Source organism: Thalassobacillus sp. CUG 92003, from assembly GCF_013618635.1.
Taxonomy (GTDB): Bacteria; Bacillota; Bacilli; order Bacillales; family Halobacillaceae; genus CUG-92003.
Genome location: NZ_JABLSJ010000003.1, coordinates 285,119 through 298,135, shown reverse-complemented (window position 1 = coordinate 298,135; position 13,017 = coordinate 285,119). Strand labels below are relative to the sequence as shown.

Sequence of the window (13,017 nt, the reverse complement as noted above, 5' to 3'; positions counted from 1 at the left end):
CAGGTACTGGTGCATGACATTTTTTATTTAATTTACACACTTATCTTGGGTTTTTATATGTTTAACGTATTGTGCGGGAATCCACCGAAAAATTGATTACAATACAACTTTCCCCTCACGTTCGAATTCGTTTTCAAATTCGACCTATTTTTATGTCTCCAAATAAATCTTTGCAAGATGATCCCAGTGAACCCGATCAGTGATAAACAAATTCCGATTACCTTGAATGCTGATAAGACACCAACCAGACTAATGAGGAAACCGCCAAGGAGGGGACCGGCTATAAATAAAATACTTAAGGTGGAGTCAATGATGCCAGATACCCTGCCAATCGCTTCTTTTGGAGGTTCCGTTTGGATTAAATAGTTTACAGCTGTAAACGTAATGCCATTTCCGATACCGCCGATTAAAGCAAATCCAATGGCCAAACTTATAAATCTGTAATCTGCAAGGTAGCCGAAACCCGCTGTCATAATTCCGACCAGGAGACTGCCTGTGCCAAAAAACCAGCCGTAACGGTTGATACCTTCCAATCTATTTAGAAGGAGAACGACTAGAAAAGAACCGACTCCAATTGAAGAGATCGCCCAGCCGGTGAGCTCTGCTTGATTGGGGAAGACCTCACTGAATAACGTTACAATTTGAGCATCTATCATTTGAATCGTCAAGGTGCTGACAATGCCGAATACGATGCTTGCGAGGAGGATCCTGCTCTTCAGAACGATCCCCCATCCTTCTTTCCACATCGTAAAAACGCCTATGTCGTCTTGAAGGTTATGCTCTTCCTCGTTATCTGCTTCTTCATAGTGTAAGTGCACGCGAGTCAGGATGATGCCGGATAAGACATAAGAGACGGCGTTAATTACAATGGAAACGTCGGGTGAAAAGATTCCTGCTACGGATCCACCAATTAGGGGGCCGACTACTTTGACCAATTGGAACAGACTCCCATTAATGGTTACAGCTTTCATAATATGATCGTCACTAACGATCCTTCTCATCAAACCTTGTTGGGCGGGTAAACTGATCGATCCCACTGTGTTGCGCAGCAATAAGATGGGCAGGGCCAGCCATGGTGATGTGGTGAATACAATAAGCAGTGTAAGGGCAGCCCGTATCCATTCCGAATAAATAAGCAGTTTCAGCTTATCGGTTTTATCAGCGAAGACACCGGCGAATTGTCCTAACACAATACTGGGAATGGCATACATGACAGGGATTAAAGCGATGAGCATTGGGTCAGCCTGCCACACATATCTGAATAATATAAGGACGGCTACAAAATCGAACCAGTTCCCTAAATTGGAAAGCGCATTTGCTGTAAAGAATTTCACAAAATTAACGTTTATCCATATTGAAACATTGCTGTTTTGTTCCACTCTGATTCCCCCTGAGTTAATGTTAGTGACTAGTGTACCGTTTGAATATCAGAGGAAAATCAGAGGGAGTAAATTATTTTAAATGATGAAAAAGGAGCCTGCTTAGGCGTTGATATAAATGGTCAAGTTGGTATTCAGCCGCGTAATGGCTCCAAACACCCTTAAAGTAGGCCGACAGTTTTTGGTCGTTATTGAATTCCTCCAAAAAGAAAACGATTGTATGGAGGCCGGCAAAAATCCCGGGTACATATTTCGCTTTTTGAAACTGTTCCAGTCCTTCATCAAAGTAACCTTTAGATTTTGTTGGCTCCTGAGATATAAGAGCGTCAATCCCTTTGATGATCGAGAAGGCAGCTTTCTCTCTTGAAAAAGGATACGTCGTCAACAAATTTTCCATTACGTTCATATTTTCCTTTATCGCCGCTCGATCTTTTCGGAGAAAACTAAGATACAGCTCAGTTAAATGAATAGGGGGGATGAACCCCTCTAATTTTTTGTGCTGAATGACGTTTTTGGAATCAACCAGAACACGCTCAGCTTCATTAAGATGTTTAGTAAAGATTAAAAGGGACAAACGGTTCAGCAGTTTTATTTCGAGTCTATGGTCATCCGGTAGCCCTTTAGCGTTCAGAGCTTTTGTGAAATAGGCTAGACTTTTGTTCTTGTCAGGCTCGATATATGAGTAGATATGGAGAAGGTAATAGCATTTCTCCCAGAAAGGGACATCTTGTGATTCGAGCAACCAATGAAAATCTCCGTTCATAAAGCGCAGGTAAAGACGACGCTGGAGGTCTAGCTCGAACCCGAAGACATGCTGGTTCTCTTCCAACAGTTTTAAGGCGTCGCCTTGGCCATAAAGGTGGTATTTACGAAAGAGATTGGTCACATGGGATGATACTTCTGCATCCTCGATCAAAGGGTTATGATCTTCTTCGATGTTGAGTCTCAATACATAGCCCTGGCCTCTTACTGTGTCGATCTTTATCGCGAAAGAAAGCGGTTCTATGTGTTTTCTAATCCGATAGATGTGATCATCAACTGTTCTGTCTGTGGGGGACTCCATCGGCCATACCTTTTCTAACAGTTGTGCTCTTGTGAAGATTTGGGAAGGGTTTTGATATAAAAAGTAAAGTGTCTCAAACTCTTTTGGTAATAAGGAAATTTCGTCGGATAAATATTTGATTTTATACTCGTCATGGAAAAACTTAATTTGATTGCTCATCATGTCACCCGATTCAACGTGGATTTAACTCGTCATTATGATAACAAATATAAAGATAAAGCGCTGTAAAATCTCAAATCATCTCAGAAGTTGCCACCACAAGGATAATATGAAAAAATAGAAGTGTTGAAATATGAAACATAAATGAGGGTGGACATATGATCAAAGCCTTAGTGGTGGCGCCTTATTCAGGATTAGCTGAAGTGGCGAAAGGTTATCGGCATTACGATGATGAACTGCAGATAGACGTCAAAATCGGCAACTTGGAAGACGGTTTGCAGGTTGCTAAGACGGGTGAAGCGCAAGGCTATGATGTGATCATTAGCCGTGGGGGCACAGCCAGTCTGATTGAGGGACAGGTCAGTATTCCTGTCGTTGATATAAAGGTCAGCGGCTATGATATGCTGCGGGTATTTACGTTGTTGAAAGGTGTGCAGGGGAAGGCGGCTTTGGTCGGTTTCCCTAATATTTCGCGCGGGGCTTCGACGATTTGCAGCATTTTAGATATGGATGTGAAAACCGTTACCATCAGTAGCCGTGAGGAAGTGACGGAGCTTTTGCGGGAATTGAAAAGCGAGGGATATACGCTCGTGATCGGTGATGTGGTAACGATCCGGCAGGCGGAGCGGATTGGTTTGCAGGGCATTTTAATAACTTCAGGCAAAGAGGCGGTGATGGAGTCTTTTGAAGAGGCGAAGCGCCTTTATCGGTTGACGCAACGGATGGAAGCTCAATCCTTCCTTTATGCAGAAGTTCTGGAAAGATCACCTCAGCCTATGTTGACCTTGCGTGCTGATGGCCAAGTGGTGCTCATGAATCATCGGTTCCGCGAGCAGGTGGAGCCTGATCTCGTAGAGGATCCTGATTTTCTGGATTTTAATGAGCAGGTGAGTGAGCATGACGAGGGGATTTGGAGAACGTTGCAAGTAGGGGAAGAGACCTATCTGATCTATGGTTACCGGCTCGACAGTGATAAATCGCTTAATCACTTTGTTTTTCAAAAGCATTTGTTTGACGGGGAAGAGGGAGTAAAGATATGGACCAACATTTCGAACATCCCCATTTCTGGGGAGAGCCAAGTTGCTGAGGATATGAGGAGAAATTTAAACCATTACGCGGAATTGGATTCTCCCGTTTGGATAGAAGGAGAGCAAGGAACCGGGAGGATGATGCTTGCTTGTAACCTCCATTTTGAAGCGTTTGGTCCGTATAAGCCCTTAATCTCGTTCGATTTATCCGTCGCTTCTTTTGAGCAGGTGATGGCGTTCTTTGACTCCGAGCAACACCTGCTTCCTGAGGACGGAACGATCGTCCTGAAAAATGTTCAAAAACTGCAGGCACAGGAGCAGTTAACGATTAAGCCTTTTATTGAAAAAGCCAGTAAGCAATACAAAGTCCTGCTGATCTCTGATGCAACCGTTTCGACCTTAGTTGAGCAACGATTGTATGACCATGATCTGTACTATAAAATTCCGTACCTTAACGTTCACATGCCGCCTCTTCGTCATCGCATGAATGATATCCGAGACCTTGTCCAGGCGTTTATTACTGAGAATCATATGAACTTCGGCTATGAAGCGATCGGAATCAGAGAAGACGCACTGACGCTGCTCACACAATACGATTGGCCGGGGAATATCGACCAGCTGAAGCAGACGGTGGAAAAATTGATGATGGTCGGTACTCAATCGTATATCGAACGAGAGGATGTAGACAGCCTTCTCGAAGAAACGGAAGAGGACGAACCGGAACATTCAAATGCAACCATCAAGATTGAAGGATCGTTAAAAGAGATGGAGCAGCGCATCATTCAAAAAGTCTTGGAACAAGAAGGTCATAACCAGTCTAAAGTAGCTGAACGATTGAAAATGAATAGAACGACACTATGGCGCAGACTTAATTCATAAGTTTGCGCCTTTTTGTTTCATTATGAAACAGTTTAGTGCTTTTATCTTCTTATTTTTTCGTGTAAGTCTATTTAATAGAAGTTTACTGTTGCAATAATAAAATGTCAGCGTTATCATTGTGAATGAAATCGCTTTAATTTAATATTTTGTGTTTATTTTTGCAACACATATGATAGTATGGAGGAGGAGAAAAGATGAAGATTAAAGCAACGTTGGAAAGAATCCCTGGGGGCATGATGGTGGTACCGCTCTTGTTAGCGGCCATTCTGAATACGGTAGCACCTGACCTGTTGCGGATCGGTAATTTCACTCAGGCTTTGTTTGTTGATGGAGCTGGCACGCTCATTGCGTTGTTCCTATTAGCAACAGGTGCTCAAATTAATTTAAAGACCGTCGGAGTAAGTTTAGGTAAAGGCGCAACGTTGTTAACGGTGAAGTGGATCGTGGGTGCGGCCTTTGGTTTGCTTGCCTATCTATTTGCTGGCGAAAACGGCTTGTGGCTGGGACTGGCTCCGATTGCCATCGTGGCTGCCATGACGAACAGTAACGGCGGCTTGTATATTGCGGTGGTAGGTCAATATGGTAATAAGACAGACCGGGCGGCCTATTCCCTTCTTGCTTTGAATGATGGACCATTCTTTACGATGGTGGCCTTATCCATTTTCGGTGCGATGGGATTTGTTGATGGTTTGTTTTCATTAACGTCTTTCATTGCCGTATTGCTTCCGATTGTTGTGGGTATGGTGCTTGGTAATCTTGATGAGGAGATGCGAACATTTCTGGATCAAGGCAGCGCCATGCTGATCCCGTTCTTTGCTTTTGCGTTAGGGATGGGAATTGATTTCGGAAAAATTATTGAAGGTGGTTTAGCTGGTGTAGCGTTAGGCATAGCGACAACGCTCTTCACAGGTACCGCTGGTTACATGGCGTTCAAGGCTTTCAAATGGAATCCGATTGCTGGAGCAGCAGAAGGATCAACGGCCGGAAACGCGGTGGCTACTCCTGCAGCTATTGCGGGTGCGAATGCCGGGTTTGCCAGCACAGCAGAATTGGCAACGGTTCAAGTGGCGGCTTCAACGGTTACGACGGCTGTCTTGCTTCCGATATTTGTCGGCCTCTTAGTCAAGCGACTCGAACGAAAAGGCGTGCACCTGCCGGATGATTATTCGGATAAATCTGAACAACATGCTAGTGCCTAGTAAGTAATGTGAAGTGGGGAATGAATGATGAATGTTCGATTTGGGATGATAGCAGACGATTTAACGGGAGCGAATGACAGCGGGGTGCAGCTTAAAGAAAAAGGGATAGAGACATCCGTGTTTTTCGAAATTCCAACCCTCAACGAATCGCTGGATGAAGCGATCGTAATTGATACCGATTCAAGAGCCCTTAATCAAGATCAAGCCTATCACGCAACGGAAGCAGCTGCTCAATTTTTAAGCGATAGCGGCTGTCGACATATCTATAAAAAAATGGACTCGACGCTAAGAGGGTATATAGGGGCTGAATTGAAGGCGATGGGCCATGTGTTCGACCCCGTTTTCACCGTGGTGGCTCCAGCATTTCCGCCCTATGGTCGGACCACAAAGAACGGGTGGCATTTGCTGGATGGTCGGCCTATTTCAGAAACAGAATTGGCTCATGATGCAAAGCACCCTGTTAAGCAGGCGCATCTTCCTACCTTGATAGAAGAAGAGACAGGCGAGAAAACAGCTCTCATTTCGGAAGCATTGCTGCACGGAGATGCAGACGACTGGTTAATGGCCCTTAACGACTGGAAAGCGAAAAACATCACCTATCTCATATGTGATGCTGCTTCTGGAGACGATCTGTCAAAAATAGCAACCATGATTAACCGTTTTACTTCCCGGGTGGTGTGGGCCGGTTCAGCTGGCTTAGCAGAGGTTTTGCCCCAGGTATTGGAGTTGGAGAATGAGACAACATCCCCCGCTCCAATTGAAGGCGGAGCAATCCTGACGATTTGCGGAAGTTTATCACAGAAGACACAAGAGCAAATCATTTATACAACTGAACAACCTGGTATTCATGCGATCCCAATTGATACCGGCAACATATTTACTAAGGAATGGCAACGTGATGCCGAAGACTACTATCAATCTAGTATGGAAGCATATGAAGAGGGGAAAGATGTTGTTTTATATGTCCCCGCGACAGACGAGATGAGGCAGGAAGTCAAACAGAAAGCAGAAGCAATGGGATTAGGCTCATTCGAGATAGGCAAAAGAATATCAGAAGCCCTTGGTGAGCTGACACATAAGCTTGTAAAGGCAAATACTGATATCAACTCGCTCGTTCTAACAGGAGGGGACACGGCTAAGGATGTAGCTAAAAGCCTTGGTGCGACAGGCTTCAGTTTAAGCCATCAATTGGAGCCAGGCATTCCTGTTGGGACGCTAATAGGAACAGAGCGCGTTATAAATGTTGTAACAAAAGCGGGTGCATTTGGAACGGAAACGTCCCTGTACCAGGCAATCGTTACGTTGAAAGGAGCGCATCAACATGAGCCGCAAACCGATCATTGGCATTACCATGGGTGATGGAGCCGGAGTAGGACCAGAAATAATTGTGAAAAGCCTTAACGATGAGGTTTTCGATCAAGCGATTCCACTCGTTATCGGGGATCAGAAACGATTGGAGACAGCAGCTGAGATGCTAAGTAGTGACTTAGCGTTAAAAAAGGTAGGGGTAGAAGATGATTTCAACCCGTCCGATGGAGACGTTTTGTGCCTTGACTTGGATTTATTGCCGGATGAATTGCCATTTGGTGAAGTGTCAAAAGAAGCGGGGCATGCTGCTTTTGCGTATTTAAAAACAGCCATCGAACTTGCCAATAAAGGGAAGATTGATGCCATCTGTACCGCACCTTTGAATAAGGAAGCCTTGCATAAAGGCGGCCATCACTATCCGGGTCATACCGAAATTTTAGCAGAATTGACCCAGACCCGTGATTTTGCCATGATGCTGTCTTCTCCCAAGTTGAAAGTCATCCATGTTACGACCCATATTGGGCTGCGGGACGCCATTGATCGAATTGAACCGAACCGTGTTTACGATGTTGTGAAAATGGCCCACGATACCCTGAGTCAATCCGGGATTAAGCAGCCGAAAATTGCTGTGTGCGGCATTAACCCCCATGCAGGTGAAAATGGACTGTTCGGATACGGCGAAGAAGAAGAAAAGGTGATTCCTGGGGTTGAGCGCGCCCAGGGGCAGGGTATCGACGTGATCGGTCCCTTGCCAGCAGATACCTTGTTTTTCCGTGCCGTTCGTGGCGATTTTGATATAGTCGTGGCTATGTATCACGATCAGGGACACGGGCCAATTAAGGTCCTTGGTTTAGATGCGGGAGTCAATATAACGGTTGGCCTTCCCATTATCCGTACCAGTGTGGATCATGGCACAGCATTCGATATAGCTGGCCAAGGCATAGCTGATGAAAAAAGCATGTTAGAAGCGATCAGGCAAGCTATCGAATTAGCGCCGAAACGCGAACAATGAAAATATGAGAAACATAGAGTCCCGATAGGAAGCTATCTTCTTATCGGGGCTCTTTTATATTGACGTTAACCCCTCCTTAAATTGCATAAGACAGGAGCATTATTTTATTATTTGGGCGTGCCGATGTTGAAAACTCCTAACAGAGATAATTTTGATAGATTCATTAAAATCAAGCTTAGATCTGAGATATTAAAGGAATTACCGATAATACCTTTGTAAAACCTCTAGAAGCTAAATTAGATTACATTAACTTTCAGATACCGTTATTACTACGTACTATATTTATCATACGAGGAGGCAGACAATGAGATTTGCTGGTGTAGGCTTAGTGATGTTGGCTGCTATATGTTGGGGCATTAGTGGAGGCATCGCCGATATTTTAATAACCAAAGGGTGGGATCCTATTGTGATTTCACTTTATCGAGGGTTGGTTGGTTTTATCTGTTTTTTAGGGTGGATTCTCTTCCGCTTTAGACAAAATTGGATCTTCTCTACTCGTTTATATATATGGTCCTTACTTGCGGGTTTCGGGGTGGCTGGAAATTTCACGTTTTATTTTCTCAGTATCCAGGCCTCGAGCGTAGCTGTTGCTGCTACTTTAATGTACACCGCACCTGTATTCGTCCTGTTAATCTCATTTTTATTGCGAATAGAACGTTCGAGCTGGTTTAAATGGGGGTGCATTTTCGGTGTGCTCATGGGGATCATCCTGCTTACGGGCGCTTATAATACCGAATCGATTTCAGTGAGTTTTCTAGGGGCGGCAGCGGGACTTGCTGCTGGTCTTTCCTATGCATTGTTTATATTCGGGTTTAAAAATGCCTCCAATATCGGAAAACCCCAGACGACGTTGACCATCGCCTTTTTTTCATTTTGTCTCATTCTTTTTGTTGTGGCAGATAAGGGTGAAGCAGCTGCTGTGGTAACGTCAAGCGACATCGGATGGTTTCTTCTGTTAGGGCTCCTGGGGGCTGGAATTTCTTTTATCTTTTATGTGTTTGGTATTCGATGGACGGCCCCGACAACGGCTTCGATGGTCGCGATGGTGGAGCCGGTGACAGCTTCATTATTTGGCGTTCTGATTATCGGCGATCATTTGTCCATCATTCAATTCCTGGGCATGGTACTCATCCTGGCTACGATCACCATACTTAGTATGAAGCAGTCAGATTGAGTTCGATAAGGTTGGCTTGCTAAAACTCATTCTGATTGGTACAATCTAAAATAGAAAGACCGTTCTATCTAATTATAAGGAGATGTTGTTTATATGGGACGATCTAGAAAAAAAGAGGCCATCCTTCAAGTCGCCGAACGATTATTTTATGAACATGGATTTCGAGGGGTAGGATTAAAGCAAATCATCAATGAAGCTGACGTCGCTACGATGACGATCTACAATCACTTTTCATCAAAAGATAACTTGGTAGAAGAAGTCCTGAAGCAGCGCGAAGAACGCTATTGGTCCTATTTAGATGAATATGTAGAAATGGACTCCGATTCGCCGTTTCTTCTTGCTGTTGAAGCCCATGGTCGTTTTTTAAAAGAACAATCTTACAAGGGGTGTATGTTCTTAAGGGCGATAGAGGATTATGCTGGAACGGACAATGAAATTGAAACGATTGCACGAGGGCACAAATCCAAGCTTCTCAACTATTTTCAATTATTGGCGCAACGAAAAGGCAAAGATAATGAGCGAGATATAGCTAATCAATTTACATTGCTGCTTGAAGGAGCGACGTCCATGACGACATTGGTCGGGGCTGAACAAGCAACAGACTATTCGATTACGATGGCTCGGATGCTTGTCCGACATACGTCGTAATTTTTTTGCCATAAAATTAGAAAGGTCGTTCTATATAATGAGAGGTGAGAAAGATGACGATGAAATTTTCTAGGCTGGTTTTACCTGGCATTACCATGATTGCAGTCACTTACGGATTGGCGAGATTTAGCTTTGGATTGCTTCTTCCTGAAATCAATCAATCACTTGACATGCCCGAGCTGGTGTCGGGAACGATTTCGTCGTTATTTTATTTAGCTTATTGCTTTACGATTATTGTTTCCACCGTGCTTACCACAAAAGAAGGCCCTAGAAAAATGATCCTCTTAGCAGGACTTTCAGCATTCATAGGGTTAATGTTCATGGGTTTTGCCCCAAATGTGTGGGTGTTGGCGATAGGCGTTTTGTTTGCTGGAGGAAGCACGGGCCTGGTTTCTCCCCCTTATGGCGCGGCGATAGCGCTTTGGATTAAAGAAGGTGAGCAAGGGAAAGCCAATACATGGATTAATTCAGGCACGAGCTTAGGTATCGCTCTCTCTGGGGTTGGAGCAATCTTTTTAATAGAGGATTGGCGACTGACGTATTTCATTTATGCGATCATGGCATTCCTGACCCTGGCATGGAATTTCCGGGCGATTCCGAAAAATGGAACGCGTTCGCGGTTGAGCTTTGAAAAAGGGCATCTCTCTATACGAGGCGTGAAAGGGTCGCTCCCTTTGGTGCTGGCCTCTCTTACTCTGGGGATCTCAACAGCGGCGTTCTGGACATTTTCCCGGTCTTTTATTGAAATGGCGGGTGAGTATAGTAATTGGCAGCTTTCTGGATTTTGGGTGATCATCGGACTATTTGGTGTGCTTGGGGGATTTTCCGGATCCCTGATTGAAAGATGGGGGCTCCCGTCCACTTATACGTTAGGGAGTTTGGCGATTGCTTCAGCTTCGATTATTCTAGCTGTTTCATCCGGGAATTGGGTGATGTCTTACTTATCGGCTGGCATGTTTGGCTCCTCATATATATTTTTAACCGGCGTTTTGCTCGTCTGGGGAATCCGTGTGTTTATTACGAATGCATCCTTAGGTATCGGTGTGCCGTTTTTACTTTTGGCAATCGGGCAAGTCGTGGGTTCAATCCTCGCTGGCTGGATGATTGGCACGTGGGGCTATGTTCCAGCTTTTATGCTTTATGGGGGTGTCGGTGTTGCAGCTTCAATGTTGGGTCCGACAAAAGAAAAAACGGAGTAGGAGGCAGGGACATGTCTCCTACGCGGGCTATTCTTCTTGCTCCTTGTTCTTATGAATCGGAATAAATTCCAGGATCTCCTTTGACTCAAAACTGTCGATGAGCCTGTTGAGCCAATCGTAATACTCCAGCCAATTTTCAAGGTTCTTAATATCAACTTGAGCGCGCTCGCGAACTTCTTCAGGCGTTTCTGGATTTTCAGTGAGTACCTGTAATTCATGAATGGTTGTTTCGATGGCATTGGTGTTCATTGTTGCCGCTCCACGCCATTTGGTTGAGAAGTAATCGAAAAAACGCTGATAAGGGTCATCATTTACCACATATAAATCTTTCCTTACGCCTTTTCTCCATGCCTTTTCAACCATATTGAGGTCCAGCAGTGTTCTGACTCCAAGACTCATACTGGCTTTACTCATGCCGAGCTGCTCTTTCATTTCGTCCAATGTCAGAGGCTTGTCCGCAAAGAAGAGGAGACAGTATAACCGTCCGATGGAAGGGGTAACGCCATAAAGATCCATGTTTTGTGAAATAGCTTCGATCACTCTAGCTCTGGATTGTTCTAACGCTTCATTATGATCCATCTCGCTCACATCCTGTAAATAATGTCTCTAGCTATATATAATTTAGGCTACCTATCCATTTTAGAAATGTAAAGACTCCCTTCCTATTGCAAAATGGATCATAAGTGAGGAATTATACATGAATTCGACATATTTTTCGTTTAATTCGTATTAAACGTATTATACGGTTCGTATTAACTTTGTATGAAAGTTGTTGCAGTCTAGTGATGACCGATACAATTGAGAAGGCTTAAGTGACAACATTGCAAAAAATATTGATGCAAAGAACAAAGGAGAGTTTACAACGGGTTTAACGTAACGTGGAAAAAATGGAGTATGATCGCAGGCTTATCTTTATCACTCATGTTAACGGGCTGTGGAGAAGATGATTCATCTGACAATGCCGACAATAGCGAAGGAGAAACGACCAGTGTCGGGGAAAAAATAGATTATACCATTACCGGTATTGAGCCTGGAGCTGGACTTACGGAAGCTACTGATAATGCTTTATCAGAATATGAAAACTTAGAGGGATGGGAACAGGAAACAGCGTCAACTTCTGCCATGTTGACTTCTCTAGGAGAGGCAATCGAAAATGAAGAACCAATTGTTGTTGCAGGGTGGTCCCCTCATTTTAAATTTGCGAAATATGACTTGAAGTACTTAGAAGATCCGAAAGGTGCCTTTGGGGATGTTGAGTCCATTAAAACAATCGCCAGAAAAGGATTTAAAGAAGACATGCCTGAAGCGTATACGATTTTAGACCGATTTCAATGGGAAACGAGTGACATGGAATCCGTCATGCTTGCTGCCCAGGACATGGATTTTGAAAAAGCGGCCCAACAATGGGTCGGTGAAAACCAAGACACCGTTTCGGAATGGACAAAAGGTGTTGAGTCTGTAGATGGGACGTCCATTGAGTTAGTCTTAACCCCTTGGGATACAGAGCGTTCTTCAGCGAATGTTGCTAAATTAGTGCTAGAAGAACAAGGTTACGATGTGACGCTCACCCCCGTTTCTCCATCGGTCATGTTCCAAGCCATAGCTGAGGGTGACGGTGATGCTTCACTTGCTCCGTGGATGCCGGAAACTCACGGTTCTTTCTATGAAAAACATGAAGGTGATTTTGAAGATTTAGGGGAAAACTTGGAAGGTGCCAAGCTTGGACTTGTGGTACCTGCCTATATGGATATCGATTCCATTGAAGATCTTAAACCTGACGAGTAATTTACAAGCAAGGGTTCAATACTGACGTTAAATAAAATGCTTCCCTTTGAATGACAGATTGAACATCTTGTTATTCAACAGGGAAGCATTTGTTATGTCAGAAATAATCTTCTGATCGTGTTCGGAGCTGCGTATGGTTGTTTATTGACGGGGTATTTCCTCGGAAATTCATGTCACCGTTTAT

Annotated in this window: 11 protein-coding genes; 8 read left to right on the top strand and 3 right to left on the bottom strand. The window is 44.1% G+C overall.

Annotation, left to right across the window (positions count from 1 at the left end; translation table 11 throughout):
- Positions 1-53: 53 nt before the first annotated feature.
- Both HOP45_RS06225 and HOP45_RS06220 read right to left on the bottom strand, forming a co-directional pair.
- Positions 54-1,379: an MFS transporter gene (locus tag HOP45_RS06225; RefSeq protein ID WP_181348053.1), complete on the bottom strand. Its 1,326-nt coding sequence runs from the start codon at positions 1,377-1,379 to the stop codon at positions 54-56.
- Between the two features lie 73 nt (positions 1,380-1,452).
- Positions 1,453-2,601 (bottom strand): winged helix-turn-helix domain-containing protein, encoded by a 1,149-nt coding sequence (locus HOP45_RS06220; RefSeq protein WP_181348052.1) that lies wholly within the window; start codon positions 2,599-2,601, stop codon positions 1,453-1,455.
- Positions 2,602-2,759: 158 nt separating this feature from the next.
- Between HOP45_RS06220 and HOP45_RS06215 the strand changes: the two genes are divergently transcribed.
- From HOP45_RS06215 to HOP45_RS06185, 7 genes are all read left to right on the top strand, one after another.
- Positions 2,760-4,508 (top strand): sigma-54-dependent transcriptional regulator, encoded by a 1,749-nt coding sequence (locus HOP45_RS06215; protein WP_181348051.1) that lies wholly within the window; start codon positions 2,760-2,762, stop codon positions 4,506-4,508.
- A gap of 194 nt (positions 4,509-4,702) precedes the next feature.
- Entirely contained in the window at positions 4,703-5,707 is a 1,005-nt protein-coding gene (locus tag HOP45_RS06210; RefSeq protein ID WP_181348050.1) for a 2-keto-3-deoxygluconate permease, read from the top strand.
- A 27-nt stretch (positions 5,708-5,734) separates the two neighbouring features.
- Positions 5,735-7,066 carry a four-carbon acid sugar kinase family protein gene (locus tag HOP45_RS06205; RefSeq protein WP_181348049.1) on the top strand — a complete coding sequence of 444 codons (1,332 nt, stop codon included), beginning with the start codon at positions 5,735-5,737 and terminating at the stop codon, positions 7,064-7,066.
- The gene (pdxA, locus tag HOP45_RS06200; protein WP_181348048.1) at positions 7,029-8,027 is read left to right on the top strand and encodes a 4-hydroxythreonine-4-phosphate dehydrogenase PdxA; all 999 of its coding nucleotides are present in this window, start codon (positions 7,029-7,031) and stop codon (positions 8,025-8,027) included. The genes HOP45_RS06205 and pdxA overlap by 38 nt, the downstream gene beginning before the upstream one ends.
- 304 nt (positions 8,028-8,331) lie before the next feature.
- Entirely contained in the window at positions 8,332-9,201 is an 870-nt protein-coding gene (locus HOP45_RS06195) for a DMT family transporter (protein ID WP_181348047.1), read from the top strand.
- Between the two features lie 93 nt (positions 9,202-9,294).
- Positions 9,295-9,849, top strand: coding sequence for a TetR/AcrR family transcriptional regulator (locus HOP45_RS06190; RefSeq protein ID WP_181348046.1), 555 nt, complete (start codon positions 9,295-9,297; stop codon positions 9,847-9,849).
- Positions 9,850-9,902: 53 nt separating this feature from the next.
- A complete protein-coding gene (locus HOP45_RS06185; RefSeq protein WP_255437503.1) occupies positions 9,903-11,048 on the top strand; it encodes an MFS transporter in 1,146 nt (381 codons plus the stop codon).
- Between the two features lie 27 nt (positions 11,049-11,075).
- Here HOP45_RS06185 and HOP45_RS06180 read toward each other — a convergent pair whose 3' ends face one another.
- Positions 11,076-11,627, bottom strand: coding sequence for a GbsR/MarR family transcriptional regulator (locus HOP45_RS06180; protein ID WP_181348045.1), 552 nt, complete (start codon positions 11,625-11,627; stop codon positions 11,076-11,078).
- A 315-nt stretch (positions 11,628-11,942) separates the two neighbouring features.
- Here HOP45_RS06180 and HOP45_RS06175 point away from each other — a divergent pair, with 315 nt between their 5' ends.
- Positions 11,943-12,833, top strand: coding sequence for a glycine betaine ABC transporter substrate-binding protein (locus HOP45_RS06175; RefSeq protein ID WP_181348044.1), 891 nt, complete (start codon positions 11,943-11,945; stop codon positions 12,831-12,833).
- Positions 12,834-13,017: the final 184 nt, after the last annotated feature.

Coding starts and splice junctions, on each gene's coding strand:
- HOP45_RS06220 (WP_181348052.1), bottom strand. CDS start 2,601: ATGAGCAATCAAATTAAGTTTTTCCATGACGAGTATAAAATCAAATAT.
- HOP45_RS06215 (WP_181348051.1), top strand. CDS start 2,760: ATGATCAAAGCCTTAGTGGTGGCGCCTTATTCAGGATTAGCTGAAGTG.
- HOP45_RS06210 (WP_181348050.1), top strand. CDS start 4,703: ATGAAGATTAAAGCAACGTTGGAAAGAATCCCTGGGGGCATGATGGTG.
- HOP45_RS06205 (WP_181348049.1), top strand. CDS start 5,735: ATGAATGTTCGATTTGGGATGATAGCAGACGATTTAACGGGAGCGAAT.
- pdxA (WP_181348048.1), top strand. CDS start 7,029: ATGAGCCGCAAACCGATCATTGGCATTACCATGGGTGATGGAGCCGGA.
- HOP45_RS06195 (WP_181348047.1), top strand. CDS start 8,332: ATGAGATTTGCTGGTGTAGGCTTAGTGATGTTGGCTGCTATATGTTGG.
- HOP45_RS06190 (WP_181348046.1), top strand. CDS start 9,295: ATGGGACGATCTAGAAAAAAAGAGGCCATCCTTCAAGTCGCCGAACGA.
- HOP45_RS06185 (WP_255437503.1), top strand. CDS start 9,903: ATGACGATGAAATTTTCTAGGCTGGTTTTACCTGGCATTACCATGATT.
- HOP45_RS06180 (WP_181348045.1), bottom strand. CDS start 11,627: ATGGATCATAATGAAGCGTTAGAACAATCCAGAGCTAGAGTGATCGAA.
- HOP45_RS06175 (WP_181348044.1), top strand. CDS start 11,943: ATGATCGCAGGCTTATCTTTATCACTCATGTTAACGGGCTGTGGAGAA.